The sequence below is a fragment of the Mesorhizobium sp. M0030 genome, assembly GCF_040323695.1.
In the GTDB taxonomy this organism is placed as follows: Bacteria; Pseudomonadota; Alphaproteobacteria; order Rhizobiales; family Rhizobiaceae; genus Mesorhizobium.
On sequence record NZ_JAMYVE010000011.1, the window covers coordinates 221,271 to 243,330 of the forward strand.

Consider the following 22,060-nt stretch of genomic DNA (forward strand, 5'->3'; position numbering starts at 1 on the left):
GCAAACAGGAGTACCCACGTGTCCGATCTCTACATCCACCGTCTCGCCACCCTCATCGACCAGGCTGCGAAAGCCAATGAAGAGGCCTTTGGCCAGGCCGCCAGCCGCTTTGCCGACTCGCTCGAGGGCGGCGGGCTGGTGCATCTCTATGGCTCCGGCCATTCGGTGCTGCCGGTGCAGGAAGTGTTTCCGCGCTATGGCAGCTATGTCGGTTTCAACCCGCTGACCGACCCGCGCGTGATGTGGCACAATGTGCTCGGCGCCGGCGGCGTGCGCGAGCTTTTGTGGCTGGAGCGAACCGAAAATTACGCCGAAAAATTCCTCGACCACCAGCCGCTCAACAAGGGCGATTCCATCATCATCTTCGGCCATAGCGGCCTCAATTCGTCGGGCATCGACACGGCCCTCTATGCCAGGAAGCGCGGCATGTTCGTCGTCGCTGTCACCAGCAAGAACAATCTGGACAAGCCGGCGACGCACTCGTCCGGCAAGCGGCTGGCGGATGCCGCCGACCTCGTCATCGACACCTGTTCGCCGATCGAGGACGCCATCGTGCCGGTCGAGGGCTGGAGCCGGCCGGTGTCGGGCTCATCGACGGTGCTTGCCATGATCCTGGCGCATGAGCTGATCGCGCGCACGGCCGAGCAGCTCGCCAAGCGCGGCATCGAACTGCCGGTCTTCGCCTCGCCGACCATTGCCGGCGTGACGCTGCACGACACCGACGTCATCTACGGCGTCTACCGCGAGCGCATGCTGGAGGCGCAGCAGAAGCACCTGCCGACCTTCCAGGCAACGATGCGCGGAGAGTGAAAAAAGGGAGGCCCGGCACATGCCGGGCCTCCGACGTCTCGTTCCGCAATTCCTATCCTCTCAACGCCGCTTCGGGCGCCCGGCAGGCGATTTGTTGCCGCGCGGGCCGCTCTGAACCGGCGTGTTGCCCTGGTTTTCCTCCGACAGCTTGCGCCAGCGGGCAAGGCGCTCAGGGTCGAGCGTACCCGCCTTCAACGCAGCCTGCACCGCGCAGCCCGGTTCGTGGACATGGGTGCAGTCGCGGAATTTGCACAGCGGTGCGAGCTCGGTGATTTCGGCAAACAGCGTGTCGATGCCGGAGGCGACGTCGCTGACATGCAGCGTGCGCATGCCCGGCGTGTCGATTACCCAGCAGCCACCGGCAATGGGGTGCAGCGACCGCGCCGTGGTGGTGTGGCGACCCTTGGCATCGTGTTCGCGGATGCCCGCCGTCTGTTGCGGCGATTGCTGCGCCGATCCGGCCAGCGTGTTGACCAGCGTCGATTTGCCGACCCCGGAGGAGCCGACCAGCGCCACCGTCTGCCCTGCGCCACACCAGGGAGCAAGCGCCGCTGCGGCATCGGCGACGCGCGGGTTCAGCATCACCACGGCCAGTCCACGCTGCAGGGCGGCGGCCTGGCTTTGGTAAGCCTCGGCATCGTCAGCGGTGTCGGCCTTGGTCAGCAGGATCACCGGCGTCGTTCCGGCCTCGTTGGCCAGCGCCAGATAGCGCTCGAGCCGGGCGATGTTGAAATCGGCATTGCAGGACGTCACGATAAACAGCGTGTCGACATTGGCCGCGGCCAGCTGCGGCACCCTGCCGCCCTGTGTGCGGCGCTCCAGCACCGTCTTGCGGGTCAGGCGGCGGCGCAGCAGATGCGTATGCGGCTCGACCAGCACCCAGTCGCCGACGGCATAGTCGCCGGTGTTGGCATTGGCCGGCAGCGTCAGATCCACTGGCCCTGACAGAGACAGACCGGCCAGGCGGTCACGGTGCACCGAGGCGATGCGCGTCGGCACGAGGTCTGCCTCATCGGCTTCAAGCTGGTCGCCGAAGAAATCCGTCCAGCCCAGGCTTGCGAGGGAGGCCGTCACGGCTTTGACCAGGGGGACGGCGTCACAGACATCGGAGAGTATCCTTTGGCAAAATGGGCGCGGACCCTCGGGGCGGTTGTTCAAGCCGTGTATGGGCGGCATGGCGGAATTTGGCAAGCCGAACCGCGCCGATGGCCGAGCCGTTTCGCGCACCACGTTGGAACGCATGGCGGCGGTGGTTCGTTGATGCGCTTACGCGTCGTTACTCTCAATGTCTGCAACACGGAAGGCGAACCGGAGCGCCTGGCGGCCATCAACCGGGAGCTGAGGCGGCTCGACCCCGATCTGTCGCTCTCCAGGACGTCGTCCAGACAGCCGATGTGAAATTCCTCGATACGCTGCCCGATGGTTTGGATTTGCATGCAACGCATCAAGCCTCTTCGTCGACCTCGAAGTTGGCAGGGACGGCTGAGGATGGCAGGTCGAGAAGCCCGCCAAAAGGGGGAGGGGATGGCCGGTACCGCAGGGGGCGGGGGGTTGGGATGGGGTTGCCTGAAGCACCGGCCAAAGCGGGACAAGTCCCACGCCCACAAGCTAGCAGAGGTTGGATCGGTTCATATGGTGTGATCGCGGACTGGCGCAAAAGCGCTTTCACATCCCCGCGCAGGCGTCGGCAACGAGCCCGCAACCGGGGGTTTCCGGTCGGTTGGTGGGTTGCGCAAGCGTCGGTTGAAGGCGCTGCGGGAGGCTGTCGTTTTTAGTGCGGTTCGAGTGCTATGCGCTCAGCGACAGGTGCTCAAGGCAGGGCAATCGCATGGCGCCACCACATGCGATTGTCCTGCTTACGCCACCGGCAGCGTTCGCCCCGCAATCAGATCCGCCGCCTTCTCCGCAATCATGACCACGGCGGCGTTGGTGTTCGACGACACGATGCTCGGCATGACCGAGCTGTCGCAGACGCGCAGGCCTTGCAGCCCGCGCACGCGAAGCTCGAGGTCGACGACGCTGTCGGCATCGCCGCCCATCCGGCAGGTGCCGACTGGGTGATAGGCGCTGCGGCCATGTTCTCGGGCGAAGGCTTCGAGTGCTGAGCGCCCCTGCATCGCCTTGCCGGGCAGATGCTCGCGGCTGATGTATCTGGCGAAGGCTGGCTGCGACAGGATTTCGCGGCTGATCTCGATGCCGTCGATGGCGCGTTCGAGATCATAGCGCTCGGCGAACGGGTTGGGGTCGATGATGGGCGCATCGCGCAGGTCCGCGGACTTGAGCGTGACGCTGCCGCGCGAACGCGGGCGCACATGGTAGGAGTTCAGCGTGCAGCCATTGCCGCCGGGAACCGAGCCGATGCCTTCCTCAACGCCGGCGCCGGGCAGGAAATGGAACTGGATGTCCGGCGTCTTCTCCGCGCGGTCGCCCCACCAGAAGCCGCCGGCCTCGACGATGTTGGAGGCCACCGGCCCCTTGCCGAACAGCGCATATTCAAGACCGGCGACCGCTTGCCAGCGCTTCTTCTTGTAACGGTCGATGCCGTGCGGTCCGTTGAGCTCGGCGACGACATCGACGTCCATGTGATCGTGCAGATTCTGGCCGACGTTTTTGGAATCGTGGACCACCTCGATGCCGTGCTGGCCGAGATGCACGGCCGGGCCGATGCCGGACAGCATCAGCAATTTCGGCGAGCCGATGGCGCCGGCGGCGACGATGACTTCGCGCTCGGCGCGGAGCAGTTCGGTGCGGCCATTGACGATGATCTCTACACCGATGGCGCGGCCGTTCTCGACCACGATGCGGCTGACCGAGGCGTCGGTGCGTAGCGTCAGATTCTTGCGGCCGAGCGCCGGCTTCAGATAGGCGACCGCCGTGCTCGAGCGTTTCCCCCGACGCGTCGTCGTCTGGTAGAAGCCGGCGCCCGCCTGCTTACCGGCGTTGAAGTCGGCGCGGAAAGGAAGGCCCGCCTGCTGCGCCGCCTTGACGAAGATGCGGGTCAGCGGATGCGGCGCGCCGCTGGAGACGCCGAGCGGGCCGTCAGTGCCGTGCTGCGCATCGGCAAAAGTGTCGTTGCCCTCGGAGCGGACGAAGTAGGGCAGCACGTCGGCATAGCTCCAGCCGGCACAGCCATTCTCAGTCGCCCAGCCGTCATAATCCTCAGGGCAACCGCGGGTGAACACCTGGGCGTTGATCGAGGAGCCGCCGCCCAGCACGCGGGCCTGCGGATAGACCATGGTGCGGCCGTCGATCTCCTTGCCGGGCGCGGTGTCATAACCCCAGATCAGCGGCCCCGACGTCATCTTGAAGAAGCCGACCGGCAAATGGATGTAGCGGTCGGTGTCGGGCGGACCGGCCTCGAGCAGCACGACGGACACGTCCGGGTCCTCGCTCAGCCGGGCGGCCAGAATGCAGCCAGCCGAACCGCCGCCGACAATGATGTAATCCGTCATTTCCACTCCCGGGTTCTCTTTGTTGGAGCATGATCTCCGGACAAAACGGTTTCCCGATTTGTCCGAGAAAACCGGTTCCCACTTCTAGGGATCATGCTCCGGCGGGCGATGAAAATCACCGCCCCTTCCTCTTGCGCGCGACGATCTCAAGTCGCTTGTGCCACGTCAAGAGAAAGGGTATGGTTATCGTGTTGAAGGGTTGTCGTACAAGTGGAGGAGCTTGACGATCCTCACCAGGAGGTCCCGGCCGCGCTCCCTGCGCAAGATGCCGGGCGGAACAGAATTCAATCGGGAGGTTTCGAGGTATGAACGACACGAAGAATTTTGCGGTCAACCGGCGCACGCTGATGATGGGCGCCACCGCCGGCGTGGCGGCACTCGCGATGCCGAGCGTGCTGCGCGCGCAGGAAAAGCCGACGCTGGTGACGTCGATCCGCTCGCTGTCCAACCCCTATCACGCGGTGTGGAAGACCGGCGCGGAAGCGTATGCCAAATGGGCCGGGCTGGAACACGTCACGCTGGTTTCGGAAGGCAACAGCGAGAAGGGCATTGCCGACATCAAGGCGATGCTGGCCAAGACCGGCGGCAACATGGTGCTGAATTCCGATCCCAACGACACGCCCGATGCGCGCCCGATCGTCGAGGCCTGCGCCAAGGCCGGCGCCTATGTGGTGACGCAGTGGAACAAGCCTGGGGATCTGCACCCGAAGGATTTCAACCCGAACTATGTCTCGCATATCGAGTTCGACGGCATCGACAGCGGCAAGACCATCGCCGAGATCCTGTTCAAGACCATTGGCGGCAAGGGCGGCATCGTAGCGCTCGGCGGCCTGATCTCGACCACGGCGGCGATCGAGCGCAAGAAGGGCCTCGACGCAGCCCTTGCTGCCAACCCAGACATCAAGCTGCTCGACTTCCAGGTCGCCAACTGGAAGTCGACCGAAGCCTTCGACCTGATGGGCAATCTGCTCACCCGCTTCGGCGACGACATCAAGGGCATCTGGGCGGCCAATGACGATATGGGCTCGGGCGCTCTGGAAGCGTTGCGTGCCGAAAATCTCGCCGGCAAGGTGCCGATCGTCGGCGTCGACGGCATCAAGACGGCGGTCGATGCGGTGCGCACCGGCGAATTCGCCTGCACGGTCACTTCGGATCCGTTCTGGCAGGGCGGCATGGGTCTAGCCATCGGCTACAACGCCAAGATCGGCAAGTTCGACCCGACCAAGGAGCCCCCGGAGCACCGCGAGTTCTACGGCAAGGCGGTGCTGATCTCGCACGACAATGTCGAGGAATATTACAAGACCAATGTCGATGCGAAGCCCGAGATCGACTGGAACGATCTGTGGGGCCGGGTCACCGGAGCAATCCGCACCTGATCCATCGGAGTGGGCTGCAACTCCCTGGCGGCCCGCTTCCTCCCGCAGCCGTCGCGATCCCCTTGTCGCGACGGCTGTCACCAGCAGACGGGAAGCGGTTTCTTGACAATCCATACAGAACCCCTGAAGTCCGTTTCGGACATCGAGCGGACGACGCCCATGACACCGTTCCCCGGCCGCATCGCGACATTCCTGGGCGGCAGGCGCTGGCGCAGCCTGGCGCCGCTGGCGGTGCTGATTGTACTCTGCGTACTCATCGCCATTGCCAACCCCAATTTCATCGAGCTGCGCAATCTGGTGCGGCTTGCGAATTCCGCCGCCGTGCCGCTGACGCTGGCGATGGGGCTGACCTTCATCATCCTGATGGGCAGCATCGACCTCGCAGTCGAAGGCACGCTTTCGGTGGCGGCGATGGTGCTTGTGCTGCTCGCCGCCAATGACGGCAACGGCAACGACTATGGCTGGTGGGCGGTGCTCGCTGCCATCGCCGCCGCCACCGCCATGGGCTTCGTCAGCGGTCTCGTCCAGACCATGCTGCGCATCCCGTCCTTCATGGGCACGCTCGGCATGTGGTTCATCGGCCTCGGCCTGTCGGTCTATATGCTGGGCGGCACGGCCATCAAGCTGAACGACGCCTCGATCCGCGACCTGGCCTTGCACCGTTTCCTCGGCCTGCCGGTGGCGGTCTGGGTCGCGTTCGGCGCCTTCCTGCTCGCCACCGTCATCCAGTACCACACCAAGCTCGGCCGCCACATATTGGCGATCGGCGGTGATGAGGATGTCGCCAAGCTCTCCGGCGTCAATGTCGTGCGCGTGCGCATCATCGCCTTTGCGCTGGCCGGGTTCTTCTTCGGCATTGCCGGTGTGCTGGCCGCGGCACAGCTCGGCCAGTCGCATGCCGTCATCGGCGACGGCAGGCTGTTTGCCGCGGTTACCGCAGTGGTCGTCGGCGGCACCGCTTTGACCGGCGGCGAGGGCGGTGTGGTCAACACGCTGATCGGTGTGCTGATCGTCACCGTGCTTGCCAATGGCATGATCCTGCTCGGCATCTCGCCCTACATCCAGCAGACGGTGCAGGGTCTGATGATCATCGCCGCGGTGGCGCTGTCGCTCGACCGTGTCCGCCTGAAAATCGTCAAGTGAACGCCATGCTGCAGGCGTCCAACATCATCAAGAATTTCCCCGGCGTCCAGGCGCTGCGCGACGTCTCCATCGAGGTGCGGCCCAATGAAGTTGTCGGGCTGATCGGCGAGAACGGCGCCGGCAAGTCGACGCTGATGCGGGTGCTGGCCGGCGGCTACCGGCCGGATGGCGGCTCGCTCACACTGGACGGCGAACAGCTGCGCATGCGCAACGCCCGTGATGCGGCCAGGCATGGCATCGGCATGGTGTTCCAGGAGCAGTCGCTGGTGCTGAACCTGACGGTTGCCGAAAACATCTATCTCGGCGGAGAGGACCGCTTCACCCGCTTCGGCCTCGTCAATTGGCGCGCCATGAACGCGGCGGCGCGGCGGCAACTGGCCAAGATCGGCATCGACATCGACGTCACCGCGCGCACCTCCGAACTCACCTTCGCGGCGCGCCAGATGGTCGAGCTCGCCAAGGCGCTGACCCTGGAGGAAGTGGTCGAGCGGCAGTTGCTGATCCTGCTCGACGAGCCGACCTCGGTGCTCAACGCCGCCGACATCGAGGTGCTGTTCGCGCGGGTGCGCTCGCTCAAATCCCGCGCCAGCTTCGTCTTCGTCTCGCACCGCCTCGACGAGGTGCTCAATATCTCCGACCGCGTCTACACGATGAAGGATGGCGCCGTCGTTGCCGGACATCGTGCAGCCGAAGTCACCGCGCCTGAGCTGCACGAGATCATGGTCGGGCGCGGCCTGCAGGCGGAGTATTATCGCGAGGCCCGCCAGCTGGCGCCGCGCGGTACCGTGATGGTCGAGGCCAAGGGCCTTAGCGCCAACGGTTTCTATCACGGCGTCGATCTCTCGATCCGGGCCGGCGAGATCGTCGGCATTGCCGGCGTTGTCGGCTCCGGCCGCGAGGAGGTGACGCGCACCCTTGGCGGCTTCGTCCAGCATGATGCCGGCGAGATGAAAATCGCCGGCGATGCCGTGCGCTTCTCCTCGCCGGAGCCGGCGGTGCGCAAGGGCGTCGGCTATGTCCCGCGCGAGCGCCGGCTCGAAGGGCTGGTGATGTTCCTGTCGATCGCGGAGAACATTTCGCTGGCCGATCTCTCCAGCGTCATGCGCCATGGCGCCATCGATTATGGCAAGGAGCGCCGGCTTGCCGCCGACTGGATCAAGCGGCTGCGCATCAAGGCGCCCGGCCCCGATGCCGCCTGCCGCAAGCTCAGCGGCGGCAACCAGCAGAAGGTGGTGCTGGCGCGCTGGATGACGGCGGGCTCGCGCATCCTGGTGCTCGACCATCCCACACGCGGGCTCGATGTCGGCGCCAAGGAAGAGGTCTACGAATTGGTGCGCGACCTCTCCGCGCAAGGCGTGGCGATCCTTTTGATTTCCGACACGCTGGAGGAAACGATCGGCCTGTCGCACCAGGTGCTGGTAATGCGCGATGGTGCAATCACCGCGCGCTTCGATGCCAGCCCGGGCAACAAGCCGAACCAGGTCGATCTTCTCAGGGCAATGGTGTGAGCCGATGAATGAAGCGTTCTCCATCAGGCGGGTTTTCGAGGGCAAGTGGACGCAAGGCGCCATTCCGCTGGTGCTGCTGGTCGGCCTGCTTTTGATCATCGAGATCGCCGCGCCCGGCTTCCTGACCGGCGAGACCGTGGCGCTTTTGTTTGCCAACACTGCCGTGCTGTTCATCCTGGCGACCGGCGTCACCTTCGCCATCCTGCTTGGCGGCATCGATTTGTCGATCCAGGCGGTGGCATCGCTGGCCAGCGTCATCCTGGCGCAATTGCTGCCTTCGCTCGGCCTTGCCGCCTTTCCGGTGGCGATCCTGTCGGGGCTTGCCTTCGGCATCCTGAGCGGCGTCGTCCACGTCAAGCTGCGCGTGCCGTCCTTCGTCGCGACACTCGCAACCGGCGGCGTCGTCACCGGCTTGGCGCTATGGGTCTCCAATGGCCGCGCCATCACCATCGAGGAGGCTGGTCGCGAAAACACCGCCTGGATCAACGCCACTGTCGCCGGCATTCCCGTGGTGGTGCTGATTTCGGCGGTGATCGGCATCGCCGCCTTTCTGGCGCTGCGCTACACACGCTTCGGTCGCCAGGCGATTGCGGTCGGCGCCGGCGAGCCGGCGGCGTGGGCCGCGGGCATCAATGTCGACCGCACCAAGATCATCGCCTTTGCCGCGTCGGGTATGCTCGCGGCCATCGCCGGCGTCGTGCTGGCGGCCAGGCTGTCGAGCGGCTCGCCGGTGCTGGCCAACCAGCTGCTGCTGCCGGCCATCGCCGCCGTCATTGTCGGCGGCACGGCGATCACCGGCGGGCTCGGCGGCGTTGCCCGCACGGCGGTCGGCGCGCTGATCATCTCGATCGTGCGCATCGGCATGACCTTTGTCGGCGTCAACATTTTCCTGGAAAACATGGTGTTCGGCGCGGTGCTGATCGCTGCCGTCGCCATCACCATCGACCGCAGCAAGATCGCGGTCATCAAGTGATCCCGCCTCCCGGGCAAGCGCGGACAGGACGGGACCGCATCGGCGCGAGGCCGATGCGGTCCGGCCCGATCGGATCACATCGTGTCGAGGCCGATCAGCTCGATCTTGTAGCCGTCGGGGTCTTCGACGAAAGCGATGTGGGTGGTGCCGTGCTGCATCGGGCCGGGCTTGCGCTGGATCTTGGCGCCGCGCTTTTCCAGTTCGGCGCAGACGGCGTAGATGTCGTTGACGCCGAGCGCCAGATGGCCGAAGCCGGTGCCGATCTCGTAGGGCTCCTCGCGGCCCCAGTTCAGCGTCAGCTCGACGACGGCTTCCTTTTCCTCGGGGCCGTAGCCGACAAAGGCGTTGGTGAACTTGCCGCCGGGGTAGTCGTCGCGGCGCAGCAGGGTCATGCCAAGCACCTCGGTGTAGAAGGCGATCGACTTGTCGAGGTCGAGCACCCTGATCATGGTGTGCATATAGCGAAAGCCCGGGGCGTCGCTCATTGGGGGAGTCCTCCGAATTCTGTGATTTGCGGGTCTGATCATCCACATCGAACGCTTGACGGCAAATGGCCTCGCTTGATGTTCTAAATCAGGGTTGTATGATAACACGACAACGCAGGTATTTGTCCAGTCGTTTTGCCAAGGGGCCCAGAGCCAATCCATGAATGCCGCGCCCTCCGCATCGCAGATCGCAGCCCTCGCCGGCCTGCTGCCGAATGGCGGGCTGCTGACCGATGAAGCGGATCTGGCGCGCTACAGCCGCGATTGGTCGGGCGATCATTTCGGCCGGCCGCTGGCGGTGGCGCGGCCCTCTTCGGTTGAGGAGATGTCGGCACTGATGCGGTTCTGCCATGCCGAGCGCATTCCGGTCGTGCCGCAAGGCGGCCTGACCGGGCTCGTCGGCGCCGCAGTGGCGGCGGATGGCGGCGAGATCGTCATCTCGCTGGAGCGCATGAACAAGATTCGCTCGATCAGCCCGATCGACTTTGCCATCGTGGTCGAGGCCGGCTGCATCCTCGAGGACGCCAAGCGCGAGGCTGAAGCGAGCGACTGCCTGCTGCCGATCACCTTCGGCGCGCAAGGCAGCTGCTGCATCGGCGGCAATGTCGCCACCAATGCCGGCGGCTTCAACGTGCTGCGCTACGGCATGACGCGCGACCTGGTGCTTGGCCTCGAAGTGGTGCTGGCCGACGGCCGCATCTGGAACGGGCTGAAAGTGCTGCGCAAGGACAATCGCGGCTATGATCTGAAGCAGATCTTCATCGGCTCGGAGGGCACGCTAGGCGTCGTCACCGCAGCGGCGCTGAAGCTGTTCCCCAAGCCGACGCAGATCGAAACCGCGCTGGTCGGCTTGCGCTCCGTCGAGGATGCGATGGCGCTCTATGCCCGCGCCCGGCGCGACTGCAGCGACCTGCTCACCGCCTTCGAGCTGATCCTGCGCGGCGGCATCGAGATCACCATGCGCGAAGGCCAGAATTTTCCCGATCCGCTCAGCCAGCCCTATCCCGTCTATGTGCTGATCGAGGTGTCGTCGGGCGGGCTGATCGACCTCTCCAATATGCTGCTGGGGTTTCTCGGCAGCGTCGAGGACATCGTCGAGGACGGCGTCATCGCTTCGACCAGGGCTCAAGGTGAGCGGTTGTGGCTCTACCGCGAGATCATGGTCGAGCGGCAGGGCAGGGGCGGGCGCTACTTGCGCACCGATGTGTCGGTGCCGATCTCCAGGCTTGCCGATTTCGTCACCGATGCGCTGGCCGCCTTGGAGAAAGCCCGGCCCGACGCGCTGGCCGTCACCTACGGCCATGTCGGCGACGGCAACATCCACCTCAACGTCGTGCCGCCGGAAGGCATGGGCACCGAGGCGATGGAACATCTGTTCGAGCAGGCGGAAGCCGAGATCTTCACCGTCGTCGATCGCTATGGCGGCTCTATCAGCGCCGAGCACGGCATCGGCCGGGTCAAGCAGAAGGCGTTCCTCGAACGCATCGATCCGGTGACGCTCGACCTCGCCGCCGGCATCAAGGACGCATTCGACCCGCGCCACATTCTCAGCAACGGCCGCATTCTGGCGTCCGCACCCGCCGTCGACTATAGGTGAGCGATGACGCTGAAACTCGACAAGGTCAATCGCGGCCCACACCTCTCCACTCTGGTGGCCAGTTCCATCTCGCGCGAGATCGCGCAAGGCCGGCTGAAGCCGGGTGACCAGCTGCCGACCGAGGCGGCGCTGGCAACCACTTTCGGGGTCAGCCGCAACGTGGTGCGCGAGGCGATCGCGCGGCTGCGCTCGGAAGGCCGAATCTGGTCGCAGCAGGGGCGCGGCGCCTTCGTGGTCGAGAGCAACAACCCGACGGTGCTGACCATCGACCATGAGACGCTGCAGCGCGCCGACTCGTTTCGCAATCTGTTCGAACTGCGTGGCATCCTCGAAGTGCAGGCGGCGGCCCTTGCCGCAAAACGGCGCAGCGACGCCGATCTCAAAGCCATGGGCGATGCGCTGTCCGGCATGCGCGCCGCCCCCTATGGCAGCGTCGCCTGGCTGCGCAGCGACCTCGAATTCCACCGCACCGTCGCCGAGGCGACGCGCAATTCCTACATGGGCCAATTCCTGGTCTTCGTGTCCGAGCGGGTGCGCGAAAGCATTCTCGCTGCCGGCAACCAGCAAAAGTCGGACGACATGGCCCGCATCACGCTCGGCGAACATGAGCGCATCCTGAGAGCGATCCGTGCCGGCGACGCCGAAGGGGCGCAAGCCGCGATGCGCGACCATCTGGCGGGCGCGGCGCTGCGGGTGGGGTTGCATGAGGGGGAAGCTGCGGAGATAGCGCCGGGGCCCGAGGCAGCGTCTCCGGTACGGCATTCGCGGTTGCGGAAGGCTGTGCGCGGGCAGGCTTAGGGATAGCCTTGCCTTGTCCGCGCGCTGGGCCAATCGCCTATGGCGGCGCTGACCCCCACTCCGTCTCGGCTTCGCCGAGCCACCTTGCCGGGGCGAGCCACGGGTCTCGCCCGTCCTTCGGACCCCCCATTTCATGGGGGATGAGGAAATGCCAATCTCCGAGATCGCAGCCCTTCAAAAGCTTTGGTTTCCTCTCCCCCACGAATGTGGGGGTAGAGGTGGCTCGGCGAAGCCGAGACGGAGTGGGGGAGCGCCATATCAGATTTCACACGGTCGTCGGCTCAACCAGCTCAGGGCCGGAGATAGGCCGCCACCCCACCGCGCTATTTCAGCGGCAGAAACAGCTCAAGCACCACTTCGCGCACCGGTCCGTTCGACGAAAAGTGCCGCTGGCAATAGATCGGAAAGTCGCGCGCCTCCTCGCCGCTGGCCGGAAGCCATTCGCGGTAGAGGTAGAGCGCTGCGGGCTCGAGATTGTTGGTGTTGCCGGGATAGCGCAGCACCGCGCAGCGTCCGCCGGGGATCACGCCGGCCTTCATCTGCGCGGCCTCGATCGGCCCGCCTTCTACCGGCAGGTCGGTTCCGGCACAAATATCCATGCTGTAATCGGCCGGGTTCGCCGGCTCCCTTTCGGAACGGAAGATGTTGAAGGTCGGGCTTGTCTCGGGCGAGAGCCCGGCCGCCTTGCGCCAGGCGATGAAGCGCTGGATGGTGTCCTGGAGCGTCGCCCGGTCGCCGCGATGCTCCATGATCGCCACCGGCGTCGGCGGCACATCGCGGATCATCACGTCGGCGGGTTCGAAGATTATCTGCATGAGCGTGGTCCTTGCTTTGTCGAGCGGCCCGAAGGCCATGAGCCACGCCCCCCAGTCGGGAGACTTCCGGAACGACGAAGGCGATTGTCCGAACCGTTGCCGAAAGGCGCGGGCGAAGGCATCCGGTGCGTCGTAACCGGCATCCATCGCTATGTCGGTGACGCTTTGGGCGTCGCTCTCGGCAAGCCGGTACGAAGCGCGCTTCAGGCGGGCGAGCTGGACATAGCGATGCACGGACAAGCCGAAGGTTGACGTGAACTGCCGGTGGAAATGGTATTTCGAGAACGCCGCGACGCCGCTCAACGCTTCCAGGCCCAGATCGCCGTCCAGATGCTGGTCGATGTGGTCCAGCACCCGCTGCATCCGGGCATGGTAGTTTTCAAGTGCCGTCTTCATCGTCTCGTCCTGCGTGGCGACACCAGATAGGCGCTCTTGGAGATGTCGCGCTCGACCGATCTTGCGGTTTGGCATGGATGGAGGGGTGCGGCCAGCGGTGGCGAGAGGCGCGCCCGATCTGCCGAGGGGGCCGGCGCCGCCGGTGCCATGAAGGAGTCGGTGTACGGTCTCATTGAGCCGTTTCGTCGGAATCCTTGGCCGGTTTTCCACCGATCAGGCCCGTTATCCCCAGAAAGCCTTGAAACGAATCGGTTTTTCGGCCGGGACTCTTGTCACCGAGTCATGAAATCAGGATCAATTGACATTCCAGCGCGATGGAGGGGTGAGTCGGCCCGCAAAAGCGCTCACACCCCGCCCCACCGGGCGTCGCTGGATGGCGCACCCCTGCTACGGGTGCCTTCTTCCCCGAGCCATCCGGGGAAGTCGTATCAAAGCGGAAGAATCCGCTCAGCCACTATGAATATGCGCAAACGCATAATTTTCCAGCGCAAAATAGGCGTTTTCGCATTTTTCCACTTCCATTGAGAAAACTAGCCTGCTGGCGCGTCAGACTATCGCATCTCACGCATGGGCGCCTCCGCCAGCGACACCCCGTTCAACTCGCGGCAAAAACCGAAAACGCCAGCACAATTTCTCCGCTAGTCGCCGGCATGCTCTCACGGCAGAGTGTGGCCATTTGCAATCTCTACAATCTCACCACGTCTCAAGAGCCATCCGCCAGTGGACGCGGACGTTCGGGACATTCTGGGCAACCTTGATCCATCAGTTGATATCCCAACATGCCTGGGCCCGTGGTCCGCAGTGCCTCGGACGGGCAGCGCGAGATGGCGAAGTTGCTCTGGGGTATGCCGACGCCGGCCGAGCGGGTGAAGGGCAAGGCGGACTATGGCACCACCAACATCCGCAACCCGCAATATGGCCATTGGCAGCAGTATGTCGGTGTCGAGAACCGCTGCGTGGTGCCGGTTACGACCTTCGCAGAACCCAGCCCAACGCCCGGCGACAAAGACCCCGAGACAGGCGTCCAGCGGAACTATTGGTTCGCGCTCAATGAGGAGCGCCCGCTGTTCTTCTTCGCTGGCCTCTGGACGGCGTGGCATGGGGTGCGAAAGGTCAAGGACGGCCCCAGCGACTTCGAGCTCTACGGATTCATGACCACCGAGCCCAATGCTCTCATCAAGCCGATCCACGAAAAGGCGATGCCGGTGATCCTGAGGACGCAAGAGGAGACGGAGACGTGGCTGACCGCGCCATGGTCCGAGGCCAAGCGGCTGCAGCGCACTGCGCCGGACGATGCCCTTGTGATTGTCGAGAAGCCTGCCACGCAGATCAAGTTTCCCACTCAAGCGCCGCCGGCGCCGGCTCAAGGCTCGCTGTTTTAGGCCTAAGCGGAATCAGGACCGAAAGCCAAATTGGCGCAGGGTGTCGTCCGAACAGGGTTTCACCGCGTCAACCGAATCTGCGATGGTGTTCGTCCCTGTAAAGTGGCGTGCCTTCGCGCCGTCACACATGAAATTGGTGCCGCCCGGTAAGGCGCAAATGGCATCGCTCTTTCGCACCATAATCAAGCCGCCACTCTCCTTTCCCCGCCAGACTAGGCATCCCGGGAAGCGTCTCGACAGTTCGTACGGTAGGTTAGGGCGGACGGTCTGGAGAGAGTCGACATCGCAGATCGTGAGCATGTCAGCGCCGTTGGTAAGCGGTGTGTTGGGGTCTGCGAACATCTTGCGGAGGTCAACCATCCTGCCTTGTGAGCAGGCGCGGGTGGCATTGAAGTCTATTTTGACTTCCTGCGATGGCGGGAAAAAGAAGTTGCGTCCCAGTTCTTTAAGGTAGTTTCCAAACTCCCCCAGGGGGCCGCCTGCAATCCCGAGGACGATAGCCGCCAAGATCCCTGTCCCTGCAATCCACGTAATCCACGAGCGAGGCTTCTTCGATGAATCAGCCATGTGGAGCGATCATAAAGACGAATTGGACCTCGCCTACCATGTACGAAAGCCGCAACCAGCCAGTCTCCTTCCCAACGCGGCAGGCAAAGGCGCCATCGACAATCTCGGTGCGCTCCTCTTTGTTTTCTGAGGGTTTAAGGAACCCATCGATACAGGTTGCCGTCAGTTTGTCGAAGCTCTTGATGACAGCGGGGAGTTCTGCTTTCGCTTTGGCAACTTCGCTTTGGTCCGCGTCTGGCGTTGTCGAGCTCGCCGCCAAATTCTGAAGGACGGCCACTAAGCTTTCCGGATCGCCGGCCCGAATAAATTCCCTGATGATGGCGTCGTGCTTCAGATCGCCCTCTAGTGCCTGCACTGTAATTTGGCACCACTGTCGTTGCACATCTACAGTAGACCAGCAGGCGGTGGCATTGTTCACCACGGCTCCATGTTCTTGGACGGGACCACGTTCGAGATCACAGGTGCATTTCTCTCGGGACGCATCTTCCCCGTGGGCCGACAAAGTCCAGCCCGCTAGAGCCAACGCGAAAGCGGCAGCCACAATAGCTTTCAACATTGAGCCCCTTCCTCAAAATCATCCTGAAGTAATCACGCTGTGTCCAAAAACACAAAGCGAAAGTAGAACGGCCTTGGGGTCCATCACGTCTCGTCACGCCAAATCACTCTGCGCACCATTCGGATTTCAACAAGCCGTCTCACGCGTATTTTCATGCTCTCCGACGCGCTGGGCAGCAGGATGTCGACGTCAAGCTCGCGGCGTTTGCACCGCTCGCAACGCATGTGCCGGTCAACGTCCCAAAACGGAATGTCTCCAACCAGCTTGGCAAGGTCGCCAGGCAGATAGTGGCGCGTGATGTTGCAGTTGAAGCAGCGGACACGGATCAGCTGCCCAACCTCATGTGCTTTGCTCAGGGTCTGCACAAGGCGGCGGGGTTTTCTGGGCTGCTCGGGCATATTAGAAAATAGGAATGAGTTCCTCGCCGAGTCAATTCGTCCTTGACATTTATGTTCTCTTTTTGTTCACTGTGACCATGCATCGCTTGGAGTAATCGCTATGGACCGCATCGTGACACTAAACAGTCGGCAGGAAGCCGCTCCAAGCTCACGCCGAAGATTTCATCGCCGTCCACAAGGGCGATGTGATGAAGGCACTGAAGGAAATGATCGTGCTCAATGGGCATCTTCAGGAACGGCTTGATGCGCTTACCGCACCACGTCGCGCGGCACGATAGGAGGACGGCAATGGGTATGATGCACTTTGACGAGGAAGCGAAAGCCGAGTTGCACTCAGAAGCCGTGAAGTTGATTGCCCGCTATGACAGCCCGCTTGAGACCGTAAAGGCGCTGATGGCCTATAACTGCGAGCTTGAGACCCAGATACTCGCCATAGCCCACCGGCATCCGGGGATCGTTTCAATCGGCTACGATCCTACTCCGCCTGTGCTGGGGTGACCGCTTGTGATTGGCGGCGATAATCGAGCCGCTCTTCACTCCGCCGGCTCCACCAGCGACACCCCATTCAACCCCGCCACAATATCCGACAGCGCCGGCACGAACTTCTCGCCGTGGCCTGTCGTGACGGCAGTGGCAAAGCCATTGCGCACCGCCGCGCCGATGGGATTGGCGATGCCGGCTGCTTGCGCGAAGGAGGCGAGGTAGGTCATGTCCTTCAGCGCGTTGGCGATGGCGAAGCGCTGGGCGTTTTCGTTGCGGTTGAGGACGAAATCGAAGAAGGCCTGGTAGAAGCCGCAATCCATGCGGCTGCCGGAGATGACGCTGTTGAAGACCTGCGGCGTCAGCCCGGCTTTGGTGCCGAGGCTCAGCGCTTCCGAGTAGATCGCGGAATAGCCCATCGAGACGAAATTGTTGAGCAGCTTCATGGTGTGGCCGCTGCCGGTCGGGCCGGTGTGGACGACACGCGCGGCGAAGGCCTCGAGCACCGGCCGGGCGCGGGCGACGATTTCGGCCGCACCGCCGACCATGACGTCGAGCTTGCCCTCGGTGGCTTCCTTGGGCGTGCGCGCCAGCGGCGCGTCGATCAGCGTCATGCCCTGCTCCGCGAGGTCGGCGGCAAGCGCTGTCGTCGATGACGGGTTGGAGGTCGAGCAGTCGATGATCAGCAACGGCTTAGCTGCCGCAGCAAGGCCATCCTGGCCTTTGACCAGCGCTTCGACCTCGTGCGAGCCGGTGACGCACAGGATGACGATGTCGCTCGCGGTGGCGAGCGCGCGCGGGCTTGGCGCTTCGGTGGCGCCGGCGGCGATCAGCCGGTCGGCGGCGGTGCGGCTGCGGTGGACATGCACCGTCAGCGGCCAGCCCTTGCGCAGCAGATTGTCGGCCATGCCGGCGCCCATGCTGCCCAGGCCGATGAAACCGATGCGTTCTTTCATGCAATCCTCCTATGGCCCGTGCCAACGGGCCGAACTTTCGTCACCTTGCGGCGGGCACCCGTCGATGCAATTCTTTGAATAAGATTCGGCCTTCGAACAAGAATCGAACCGGAGTGCCACCGATGGCGGACCCCATGACTTTCGACGCCATTCCGCAGGCGCCCAACCTGCGGACGGGTCTGGTCAACACGCTGATTGCGCAGATCGAATCCGGTGACCTTGCACCGGGGCAGCGGCTGCCGACCGAGCAGGAGATTGTTGCTGCCACAGGCGTCAGCCGCACCGTGGTGCGCGAGGCGCTGGCGGCGCTGCGTGCGCGCGGGCTGATTACCACGCGCCAGGGGCTCGGCGCCTTCGTCGCCAAGGATCCGCCGCCGAAGATTTTTTCCGTGCTGCCCGACGATCTCGAATCGATCGACGAGGTGCTGCGCGTGCTCGAACTGCGCATGGGCATCGAGGTGGAGGCGACCGGTCTCGCCGCCGAACGCCGCAGCGAGGCGGCGCTTCAACAGATGAGCGCTCGGCTCGACGCGCTGGAGGCGGCGGTGCGTGCCGGCGGCTCCGGCTCGGAAGAGGATTTCGGCTTCCACCGCGCCATTCTCGCCGCGACGCAGAACCCGAATTTCACCCGGCTGTTCGACACGTTCGGCAGCGCCATGGTCCCGCGCCATTGGACGCGGCTCGACCGGATGACGGAGGCCGAGCGGGAAAAATATCTCGACCGCATGCAGCGCGAGCACCGCGCCATTCTCGGGGCCATCGAAGCCAGGGACGTCAACGCCGCGCGCCGCGCCATGCGCAGCCATCTGACCAAAAGCTATGCCCGCTTCGAGGATCTGCGCGACAAGGCTGTTCACGATTAGGAGCCGACCACGGTTGACGGACTGCTCATCCGGCGACCCCGCCGAGATAAAGTTCGCGCATCGACGACATGTTCCTCCCGGCTCCAAATTGTTGCAATCTTGCCGGGTTGTCATACAACCCTGTAGTCTGGTAAATCCCAGGAAGAGGGATGTCAATCGCGTTGCCATGCGGTATGAGGCTCCCGAAATCAGAACCGTCATCAAAGCCGCAAGTCAGGAAGCAAAATGCAGTCACGGAAGTTTGGCCGTACCGGCAGATCAGTCAGCGAGATCGGCTTCGGCGCCTGGGCGATCGGCGCCGCCTGGGGCGAGGTCAATGACGACGATGCGGTCGCCGCCCTGCATACCGCGCTTGATGCCGGCGTCAGCTTCCTCGACACCGCCGACGTCTATGGCGACGGCCGTTCGGAAAAGCTGATCGCACGGGTGATGAAGGAACGCGGTGGCGCGCGCCCGTTCATCGCCACCAAGGCCGGACGGCGGCTGCCGAAGCAGACGGTCGAGGGCTACAGCGTCGAGAACCTCATCGGCTGGATCGACCGCAGCCTGAAATACCTCGAGACCGACACGCTCGACCTGGTGCAGCTGCATTGCCCGCCGACCGATCTCTATTACCACCCGGAAGTGTTCGAGCGTCTCGACAAGCTCACCGAGCAGGGCAAGATCCGCAATTACGGCGTCAGCGTCGAGCGTGTCGAAGAGGCGCTGAAGGCGATGCAATATCCCGGCGTCGTCAGCGTGCAGATCATCTTCAACGCCTTCCGCCAGCGCCCGGCCGAGCTGTTCTTCGCTGAGGCGAAAAAGAACGATGTCGCCGTGATCGCCCGCGTGCCGCTGGCCAGCGGCCTGCTGTCCGGCAAGTTCAGGACGGACACCAAGTTCGAGAGCACCGATCATCGCCTGTTCAACAGGAATGGCGAAGCCTTCGATGTCGGCGAGACGTTTTCGGGCGTGCCCTATGAGGTCGGCCTGGCGGCGGTCGAGAAGGTGCGGCCGCTGGTGTCAGGCGACACCACCATGGCGAAATTCGCTCTGCGCTGGATCCTGATGTTCGACGCTGTGACGGTCGTCATCCCCGGCGCCCGCAATCCGGCGCAGGCGGTTTCCAATGCGGAAGCGGCGGAGCTTGCGCCGTTGTCCTCCGAGTTGATGGCCAAGGTGAAGGCGGTCTATGATGAGAACATCAAGCCCTACGTGCATCAGCGCTGGTAACCCGGCGCCTGCCGGCCTCGACCGGCTAACTGACAAGAGGTCAGCCGGGCCAAATTGCGCTGGTCCGTCACAAGCCGTGCAGCGGATCCTGTGATCCACCGGGGTCATTTAATCGGCCGCGCCGCTTGTTATTGTGCAGTGCAGCAACGATATTCCTGCGTGTGCGTTGTGTGCACGAGTCTGCCCATTCCGGCGCGCAAGGATACCGATTTGCGAGACATATCCGATACGATCGCCCGGCTGAGCGCGATGCGCGGCCGGCCAGCCGGTGCAGGACAGAGCAAGGACGATCACCTGTCCGAGATGACAGGGTTCGGGTCCAATCCCGGCGCCTTGCGCGCGCGGTTTTATCTCCCTGAAAACCTGCCGAAGCAGGCAGCGCTGGTCGTGGTGCTGCATGGCTGTACCCAGAATGCAGCCGCTTACGATCATGGTTCCGGCTGGACCGAACTTGCTGCCGAGCAGGGTTTTGCCGTGCTTCTCCCCGAGCAGCAGCGCGCCAACAACGCCAATCTTTGCTTCAACTGGTTCGTGCCGGGCGATGTAAGCCGCGACAGCGGCGAGGCACTGTCCATCCGCCAGATGATCGAGGCGGCGGTGGTCACCCACGGTCTCGACCGCAAGCGGATATTCGTCACCGGTCTTTCCGCCGGCGGCGCCATGGCGGCGGTGATGCTGGCGACCTACCCGGACGTGTTTGCCGGTGGCGCGATCATTGCCGGGCTTGCCTATGGCAGCGCCTCGACCATCCCCGAAGCCTTCGACCGCATGCGTGGCCATGGCGGACCGTCCAGAAGCGACCTGCAGCGTCTGTTGCGGGAAGCTTCGCCGCACAAGGGGCCGTGGCCGAGGATTTCGGTCTGGCAGGGCTCGGCCGATACGACCGTGGTGCCTTCCAATGCCGACGCGGTGCTGGCGCAATGGCAGGGCGTGCACGGCCTCGCTCAAGCGCCGACACGCACGGAAAAGGTCGACGGTCAGAGCCGAAAAGTCTGGTGCGATGGCAAAGGCCGCGACGTGGTCGAGGCATACAGCATTGCCGGCATGGGCCATGGCACGCCATTGCAGGCGAGCGGCGACAATGCTCTCGGCAAAGCAGGGCCGTTCATGCTGGATGTCGGGATTTCCTCGACGCGCCACATCGCCCGTTTCTGGGGGCTGACGAAGCCAGACGTACGACGCGCGGCGAAAGCCGAGGCCGCTTCAGGCACTGCATTGCAGCCTTTCTCGCCGAAGGAAAAACCGCGAGCCGTCCGTGTCGATCCGCCCCCGGAGCCTGTCAATCCGCCAGGCGGTCCGGCGGGCGGGATTACCAAGGTCATCGAGGACGCGCTCAGGGCAGCGGGATTGATGCGCTGAGGCGGAGGCTCGCCCCCGCACACGCCCAAAAGACAAGGGCAAGCACCAGCATCATTATCGCAGCAGGCCTTCGTCCTCGAACGCATCCCAGCCCTTCAATCCGGGCGGCGGGCCGTCCGTGTTCCGGGCCTTCCTCGCAGTGCGTGCCTGCCCGGTGCCTTTTACCGCGCGCGTCAACGCGGCCTTGCCCGCGCCGCGCCGCCTGTTCTCGGCGACCGCCTGGACATCCTGCTCTCTCCAGACTGTTGCCAAATCGCGGTCCAGGACGTCCTCGATGTGGCGCGGGTCGAAAACGTGGAAGGTGACAGACTTTGATCGCCCACGCATCTTGACGGTGCGTGTGCCGGTGCTTTGCAGCCGACCGTCCTTGAGCCATTTGTGGCGCTCGCGCGAAGAGATCGTAAGGATATCCTCGACCTCGCGTGGAAGCACAGGCAGCGCTTCCACTCCCTCCAGTGTTTTGGAGATATTGGCAGAGGCGGCCTTGAACGCTTCCGCTTCGGATTTCGACATTCGCAATGCGATGCGGCCCGTCTCGGCCTTGACGTGCTTCCTGACTGCCCATGGCAGGCGGGCTCTGACTTCACGTTCGATGCCCTTGGAGCGCACGGCGGACCCGAGTGTCGCTGACGGCGACAACGGCCATTCGGCAATCAGTTGCGGGGACGGGCTCATGCTTTCCTGGGGCTGGTTTCGCTGGTTCGATGCTAACACGGCAAGAGCCGGTCAAGCCAAGGCAACAGCGAAAAGGGGCAGGTCCGGTGAGAACCCGCCCCCTTACGGCCGAATCTGAAGTCGCTTGCAGCGCGCCGACAGCACCCTCGGCCCCGGGGGCGGGCGGCGGGGGGGGGGGGGGGGGGGGGTGGGGTGGGGGGGGGGGGGGGTTGGGGGGGGGGGGGGGGGGGGGGGGGGGGGGGGGGGGGGGGGGGGGGGG

The 22,060-nt window shown here is 64.1% G+C and carries 20 protein-coding genes and 1 pseudogene; 13 read left to right on the forward strand and 8 right to left on the reverse strand.

From position 1 onward, the window contains the following. Positions 1-18 precede the first annotated feature (18 nt). Complete coding sequence (locus NKJ80_RS22240; RefSeq protein WP_352498325.1) at positions 19-810, forward strand: sugar isomerase domain-containing protein; 792 nt, start codon at positions 19-21, stop codon at positions 808-810. 60 nt (positions 811-870) lie between these two features. On the opposite strand, the gene rsgA is transcribed toward NKJ80_RS22240, so the two are convergent. Next, the gene (rsgA, locus tag NKJ80_RS22245; protein ID WP_352498326.1) at positions 871-1,884 is read right to left on the reverse strand and encodes a ribosome small subunit-dependent GTPase A; all 1,014 of its coding nucleotides are present in this window, start codon (positions 1,882-1,884) and stop codon (positions 871-873) included. Positions 1,885-2,070: 186 nt separating this feature from the next. Between rsgA and NKJ80_RS22250 the strand changes: the two genes are divergently transcribed. Beyond that, the gene (locus tag NKJ80_RS22250; protein ID WP_023691904.1) at positions 2,071-2,208 is read left to right on the forward strand and encodes an endonuclease/exonuclease/phosphatase family protein; all 138 of its coding nucleotides are present in this window, start codon (positions 2,071-2,073) and stop codon (positions 2,206-2,208) included. Between the two features lie 458 nt (positions 2,209-2,666). Here NKJ80_RS22250 and NKJ80_RS22255 read toward each other — a convergent pair whose 3' ends face one another. After that, entirely contained in the window at positions 2,667-4,262 is a 1,596-nt protein-coding gene (locus tag NKJ80_RS22255; protein ID WP_352498327.1) for a GMC family oxidoreductase, read from the reverse strand. A gap of 305 nt (positions 4,263-4,567) precedes the next feature. Between NKJ80_RS22255 and NKJ80_RS22260 the strand changes: the two genes are divergently transcribed. The 4 genes from NKJ80_RS22260 (at position 4,568) to NKJ80_RS22275 (ending at position 9,262) form a co-directional block, all read left to right on the forward strand. Beyond that, complete coding sequence (locus tag NKJ80_RS22260) at positions 4,568-5,638, forward strand: sugar ABC transporter substrate-binding protein (RefSeq protein ID WP_023744122.1); 1,071 nt, start codon at positions 4,568-4,570, stop codon at positions 5,636-5,638. A 159-nt stretch (positions 5,639-5,797) separates the two neighbouring features. Continuing rightward, positions 5,798-6,781 (forward strand): ABC transporter permease, encoded by a 984-nt coding sequence (locus tag NKJ80_RS22265; protein WP_352498328.1) that lies wholly within the window; start codon positions 5,798-5,800, stop codon positions 6,779-6,781. 5 nt (positions 6,782-6,786) lie between these two features. Next, a complete protein-coding gene (locus tag NKJ80_RS22270; protein ID WP_352498336.1) occupies positions 6,787-8,289 on the forward strand; it encodes a sugar ABC transporter ATP-binding protein in 1,503 nt (500 codons plus the stop codon). A gap of 4 nt (positions 8,290-8,293) precedes the next feature. Then, positions 8,294-9,262 carry an ABC transporter permease gene (locus NKJ80_RS22275; protein ID WP_352498329.1) on the forward strand — a complete coding sequence of 323 codons (969 nt, stop codon included), beginning with the start codon at positions 8,294-8,296 and terminating at the stop codon, positions 9,260-9,262. A 74-nt stretch (positions 9,263-9,336) separates the two neighbouring features. On the opposite strand, the gene gloA is transcribed toward NKJ80_RS22275, so the two are convergent. Continuing rightward, positions 9,337-9,747 carry a lactoylglutathione lyase gene (gene gloA, locus NKJ80_RS22280; RefSeq protein ID WP_023726498.1) on the reverse strand — a complete coding sequence of 137 codons (411 nt, stop codon included), beginning with the start codon at positions 9,745-9,747 and terminating at the stop codon, positions 9,337-9,339. Between the two features lie 160 nt (positions 9,748-9,907). On the opposite strand from gloA, the gene NKJ80_RS22285 reads away from it, so the two are divergent. Together NKJ80_RS22285 and NKJ80_RS22290 are read left to right on the forward strand one after the other, a co-directional pair. Then, positions 9,908-11,344 carry an FAD-binding oxidoreductase gene (locus tag NKJ80_RS22285; protein WP_352498330.1) on the forward strand — a complete coding sequence of 479 codons (1,437 nt, stop codon included), beginning with the start codon at positions 9,908-9,910 and terminating at the stop codon, positions 11,342-11,344. Positions 11,345-11,347: 3 nt separating this feature from the next. Next, positions 11,348-12,142, forward strand: coding sequence for a FadR/GntR family transcriptional regulator (locus NKJ80_RS22290; RefSeq protein WP_023671079.1), 795 nt, complete (start codon positions 11,348-11,350; stop codon positions 12,140-12,142). A gap of 323 nt (positions 12,143-12,465) precedes the next feature. Here the strand turns inward: NKJ80_RS22290 and NKJ80_RS22295 are convergent, their stop codons facing one another. Then, positions 12,466-13,353 carry an AraC family transcriptional regulator gene (locus NKJ80_RS22295; RefSeq protein WP_352498331.1) on the reverse strand — a complete coding sequence of 296 codons (888 nt, stop codon included), beginning with the start codon at positions 13,351-13,353 and terminating at the stop codon, positions 12,466-12,468. A 674-nt stretch (positions 13,354-14,027) separates the two neighbouring features. Between NKJ80_RS22295 and NKJ80_RS22300 the strand changes: the two are divergent. Next, positions 14,028-14,735, forward strand: a pseudogene (locus NKJ80_RS22300) (SOS response-associated peptidase). A gap of 12 nt (positions 14,736-14,747) precedes the next feature. Here the strand turns inward: NKJ80_RS22300 and NKJ80_RS22305 are convergent. Further along, a complete protein-coding gene (locus NKJ80_RS22305) occupies positions 14,748-15,302 on the reverse strand; it encodes a hypothetical protein (protein ID WP_023828278.1) in 555 nt (184 codons plus the stop codon). Beyond that, the gene (locus tag NKJ80_RS22310) at positions 15,295-15,858 is read right to left on the reverse strand and encodes a hypothetical protein (RefSeq protein WP_023828277.1); all 564 of its coding nucleotides are present in this window, start codon (positions 15,856-15,858) and stop codon (positions 15,295-15,297) included. Before NKJ80_RS22310 ends, NKJ80_RS22305 begins: the two co-directional genes overlap by 8 nt. Positions 15,859-16,544: 686 nt before the next feature. Here NKJ80_RS22310 and NKJ80_RS22315 point away from each other — a divergent pair. Then, a complete protein-coding gene (locus tag NKJ80_RS22315; RefSeq protein WP_023828275.1) occupies positions 16,545-16,754 on the forward strand; it encodes a hypothetical protein in 210 nt (69 codons plus the stop codon). 35 nt (positions 16,755-16,789) lie between these two features. Here NKJ80_RS22315 and NKJ80_RS22320 read toward each other — a convergent pair whose 3' ends face one another. Beyond that, positions 16,790-17,692, reverse strand: a complete 903-nt coding sequence (locus NKJ80_RS22320) for an NAD(P)-dependent oxidoreductase (protein ID WP_352498332.1) — start codon at positions 17,690-17,692, stop codon at positions 16,790-16,792. A gap of 122 nt (positions 17,693-17,814) precedes the next feature. On the opposite strand from NKJ80_RS22320, the gene NKJ80_RS22325 reads away from it, so the two are divergent. From NKJ80_RS22325 to NKJ80_RS22335, 3 genes are all read left to right on the forward strand, one after another. Beyond that, positions 17,815-18,555 carry a FadR/GntR family transcriptional regulator gene (locus NKJ80_RS22325; RefSeq protein ID WP_352498333.1) on the forward strand — a complete coding sequence of 247 codons (741 nt, stop codon included), beginning with the start codon at positions 17,815-17,817 and terminating at the stop codon, positions 18,553-18,555. A 225-nt stretch (positions 18,556-18,780) separates the two neighbouring features. Next, positions 18,781-19,767, forward strand: a complete 987-nt coding sequence (locus tag NKJ80_RS22330) for an aldo/keto reductase (RefSeq protein ID WP_023814661.1) — start codon at positions 18,781-18,783, stop codon at positions 19,765-19,767. Positions 19,768-19,977: 210 nt separating this feature from the next. After that, positions 19,978-21,126, forward strand: a complete 1,149-nt coding sequence (locus tag NKJ80_RS22335) for an extracellular catalytic domain type 1 short-chain-length polyhydroxyalkanoate depolymerase (RefSeq protein WP_023814660.1) — start codon at positions 19,978-19,980, stop codon at positions 21,124-21,126. A gap of 54 nt (positions 21,127-21,180) precedes the next feature. Here NKJ80_RS22335 and NKJ80_RS22340 read toward each other — a convergent pair whose 3' ends face one another. Next, complete coding sequence (locus tag NKJ80_RS22340) at positions 21,181-21,801, reverse strand: hypothetical protein (RefSeq protein ID WP_031205123.1); 621 nt, start codon at positions 21,799-21,801, stop codon at positions 21,181-21,183. Between the last annotated feature and the right edge of the window lie 259 nt (positions 21,802-22,060).

Excerpts from the sequence above, each read along its gene's own strand:
- NKJ80_RS22250 (WP_023691904.1), top strand. The coding sequence starts at position 2,071 with ATGCGCTTACGCGTCGTTACTCTCAATGTCTGCAACACGGAAGGCGAA.
- NKJ80_RS22255 (WP_352498327.1), bottom strand. The coding sequence starts at position 4,262 with ATGACGGATTACATCATTGTCGGCGGCGGTTCGGCTGGCTGCATTCTG.
- NKJ80_RS22260 (WP_023744122.1), top strand. The coding sequence starts at position 4,568 with ATGAACGACACGAAGAATTTTGCGGTCAACCGGCGCACGCTGATGATG.
- NKJ80_RS22265 (WP_352498328.1), top strand. The coding sequence starts at position 5,798 with ATGACACCGTTCCCCGGCCGCATCGCGACATTCCTGGGCGGCAGGCGC.
- NKJ80_RS22270 (WP_352498336.1), top strand. The coding sequence starts at position 6,787 with ATGCTGCAGGCGTCCAACATCATCAAGAATTTCCCCGGCGTCCAGGCG.
- NKJ80_RS22275 (WP_352498329.1), top strand. The coding sequence starts at position 8,294 with ATGAATGAAGCGTTCTCCATCAGGCGGGTTTTCGAGGGCAAGTGGACG.
- gloA (WP_023726498.1), bottom strand. The coding sequence starts at position 9,747 with ATGAGCGACGCCCCGGGCTTTCGCTATATGCACACCATGATCAGGGTG.
- NKJ80_RS22285 (WP_352498330.1), top strand. The coding sequence starts at position 9,908 with ATGAATGCCGCGCCCTCCGCATCGCAGATCGCAGCCCTCGCCGGCCTG.
- NKJ80_RS22290 (WP_023671079.1), top strand. The coding sequence starts at position 11,348 with ATGACGCTGAAACTCGACAAGGTCAATCGCGGCCCACACCTCTCCACT.
- NKJ80_RS22295 (WP_352498331.1), bottom strand. The coding sequence starts at position 13,353 with ATGAAGACGGCACTTGAAAACTACCATGCCCGGATGCAGCGGGTGCTG.
- NKJ80_RS22305 (WP_023828278.1), bottom strand. The coding sequence starts at position 15,302 with ATGGCTGATTCATCGAAGAAGCCTCGCTCGTGGATTACGTGGATTGCA.
- NKJ80_RS22310 (WP_023828277.1), bottom strand. The coding sequence starts at position 15,858 with ATGTTGAAAGCTATTGTGGCTGCCGCTTTCGCGTTGGCTCTAGCGGGC.
- NKJ80_RS22315 (WP_023828275.1), top strand. The coding sequence starts at position 16,545 with ATGGGTATGATGCACTTTGACGAGGAAGCGAAAGCCGAGTTGCACTCA.
- NKJ80_RS22320 (WP_352498332.1), bottom strand. The coding sequence starts at position 17,692 with ATGAAAGAACGCATCGGTTTCATCGGCCTGGGCAGCATGGGCGCCGGC.
- NKJ80_RS22325 (WP_352498333.1), top strand. The coding sequence starts at position 17,815 with ATGGCGGACCCCATGACTTTCGACGCCATTCCGCAGGCGCCCAACCTG.
- NKJ80_RS22330 (WP_023814661.1), top strand. The coding sequence starts at position 18,781 with ATGCAGTCACGGAAGTTTGGCCGTACCGGCAGATCAGTCAGCGAGATC.
- NKJ80_RS22340 (WP_031205123.1), bottom strand. The coding sequence starts at position 21,801 with ATGAGCCCGTCCCCGCAACTGATTGCCGAATGGCCGTTGTCGCCGTCA.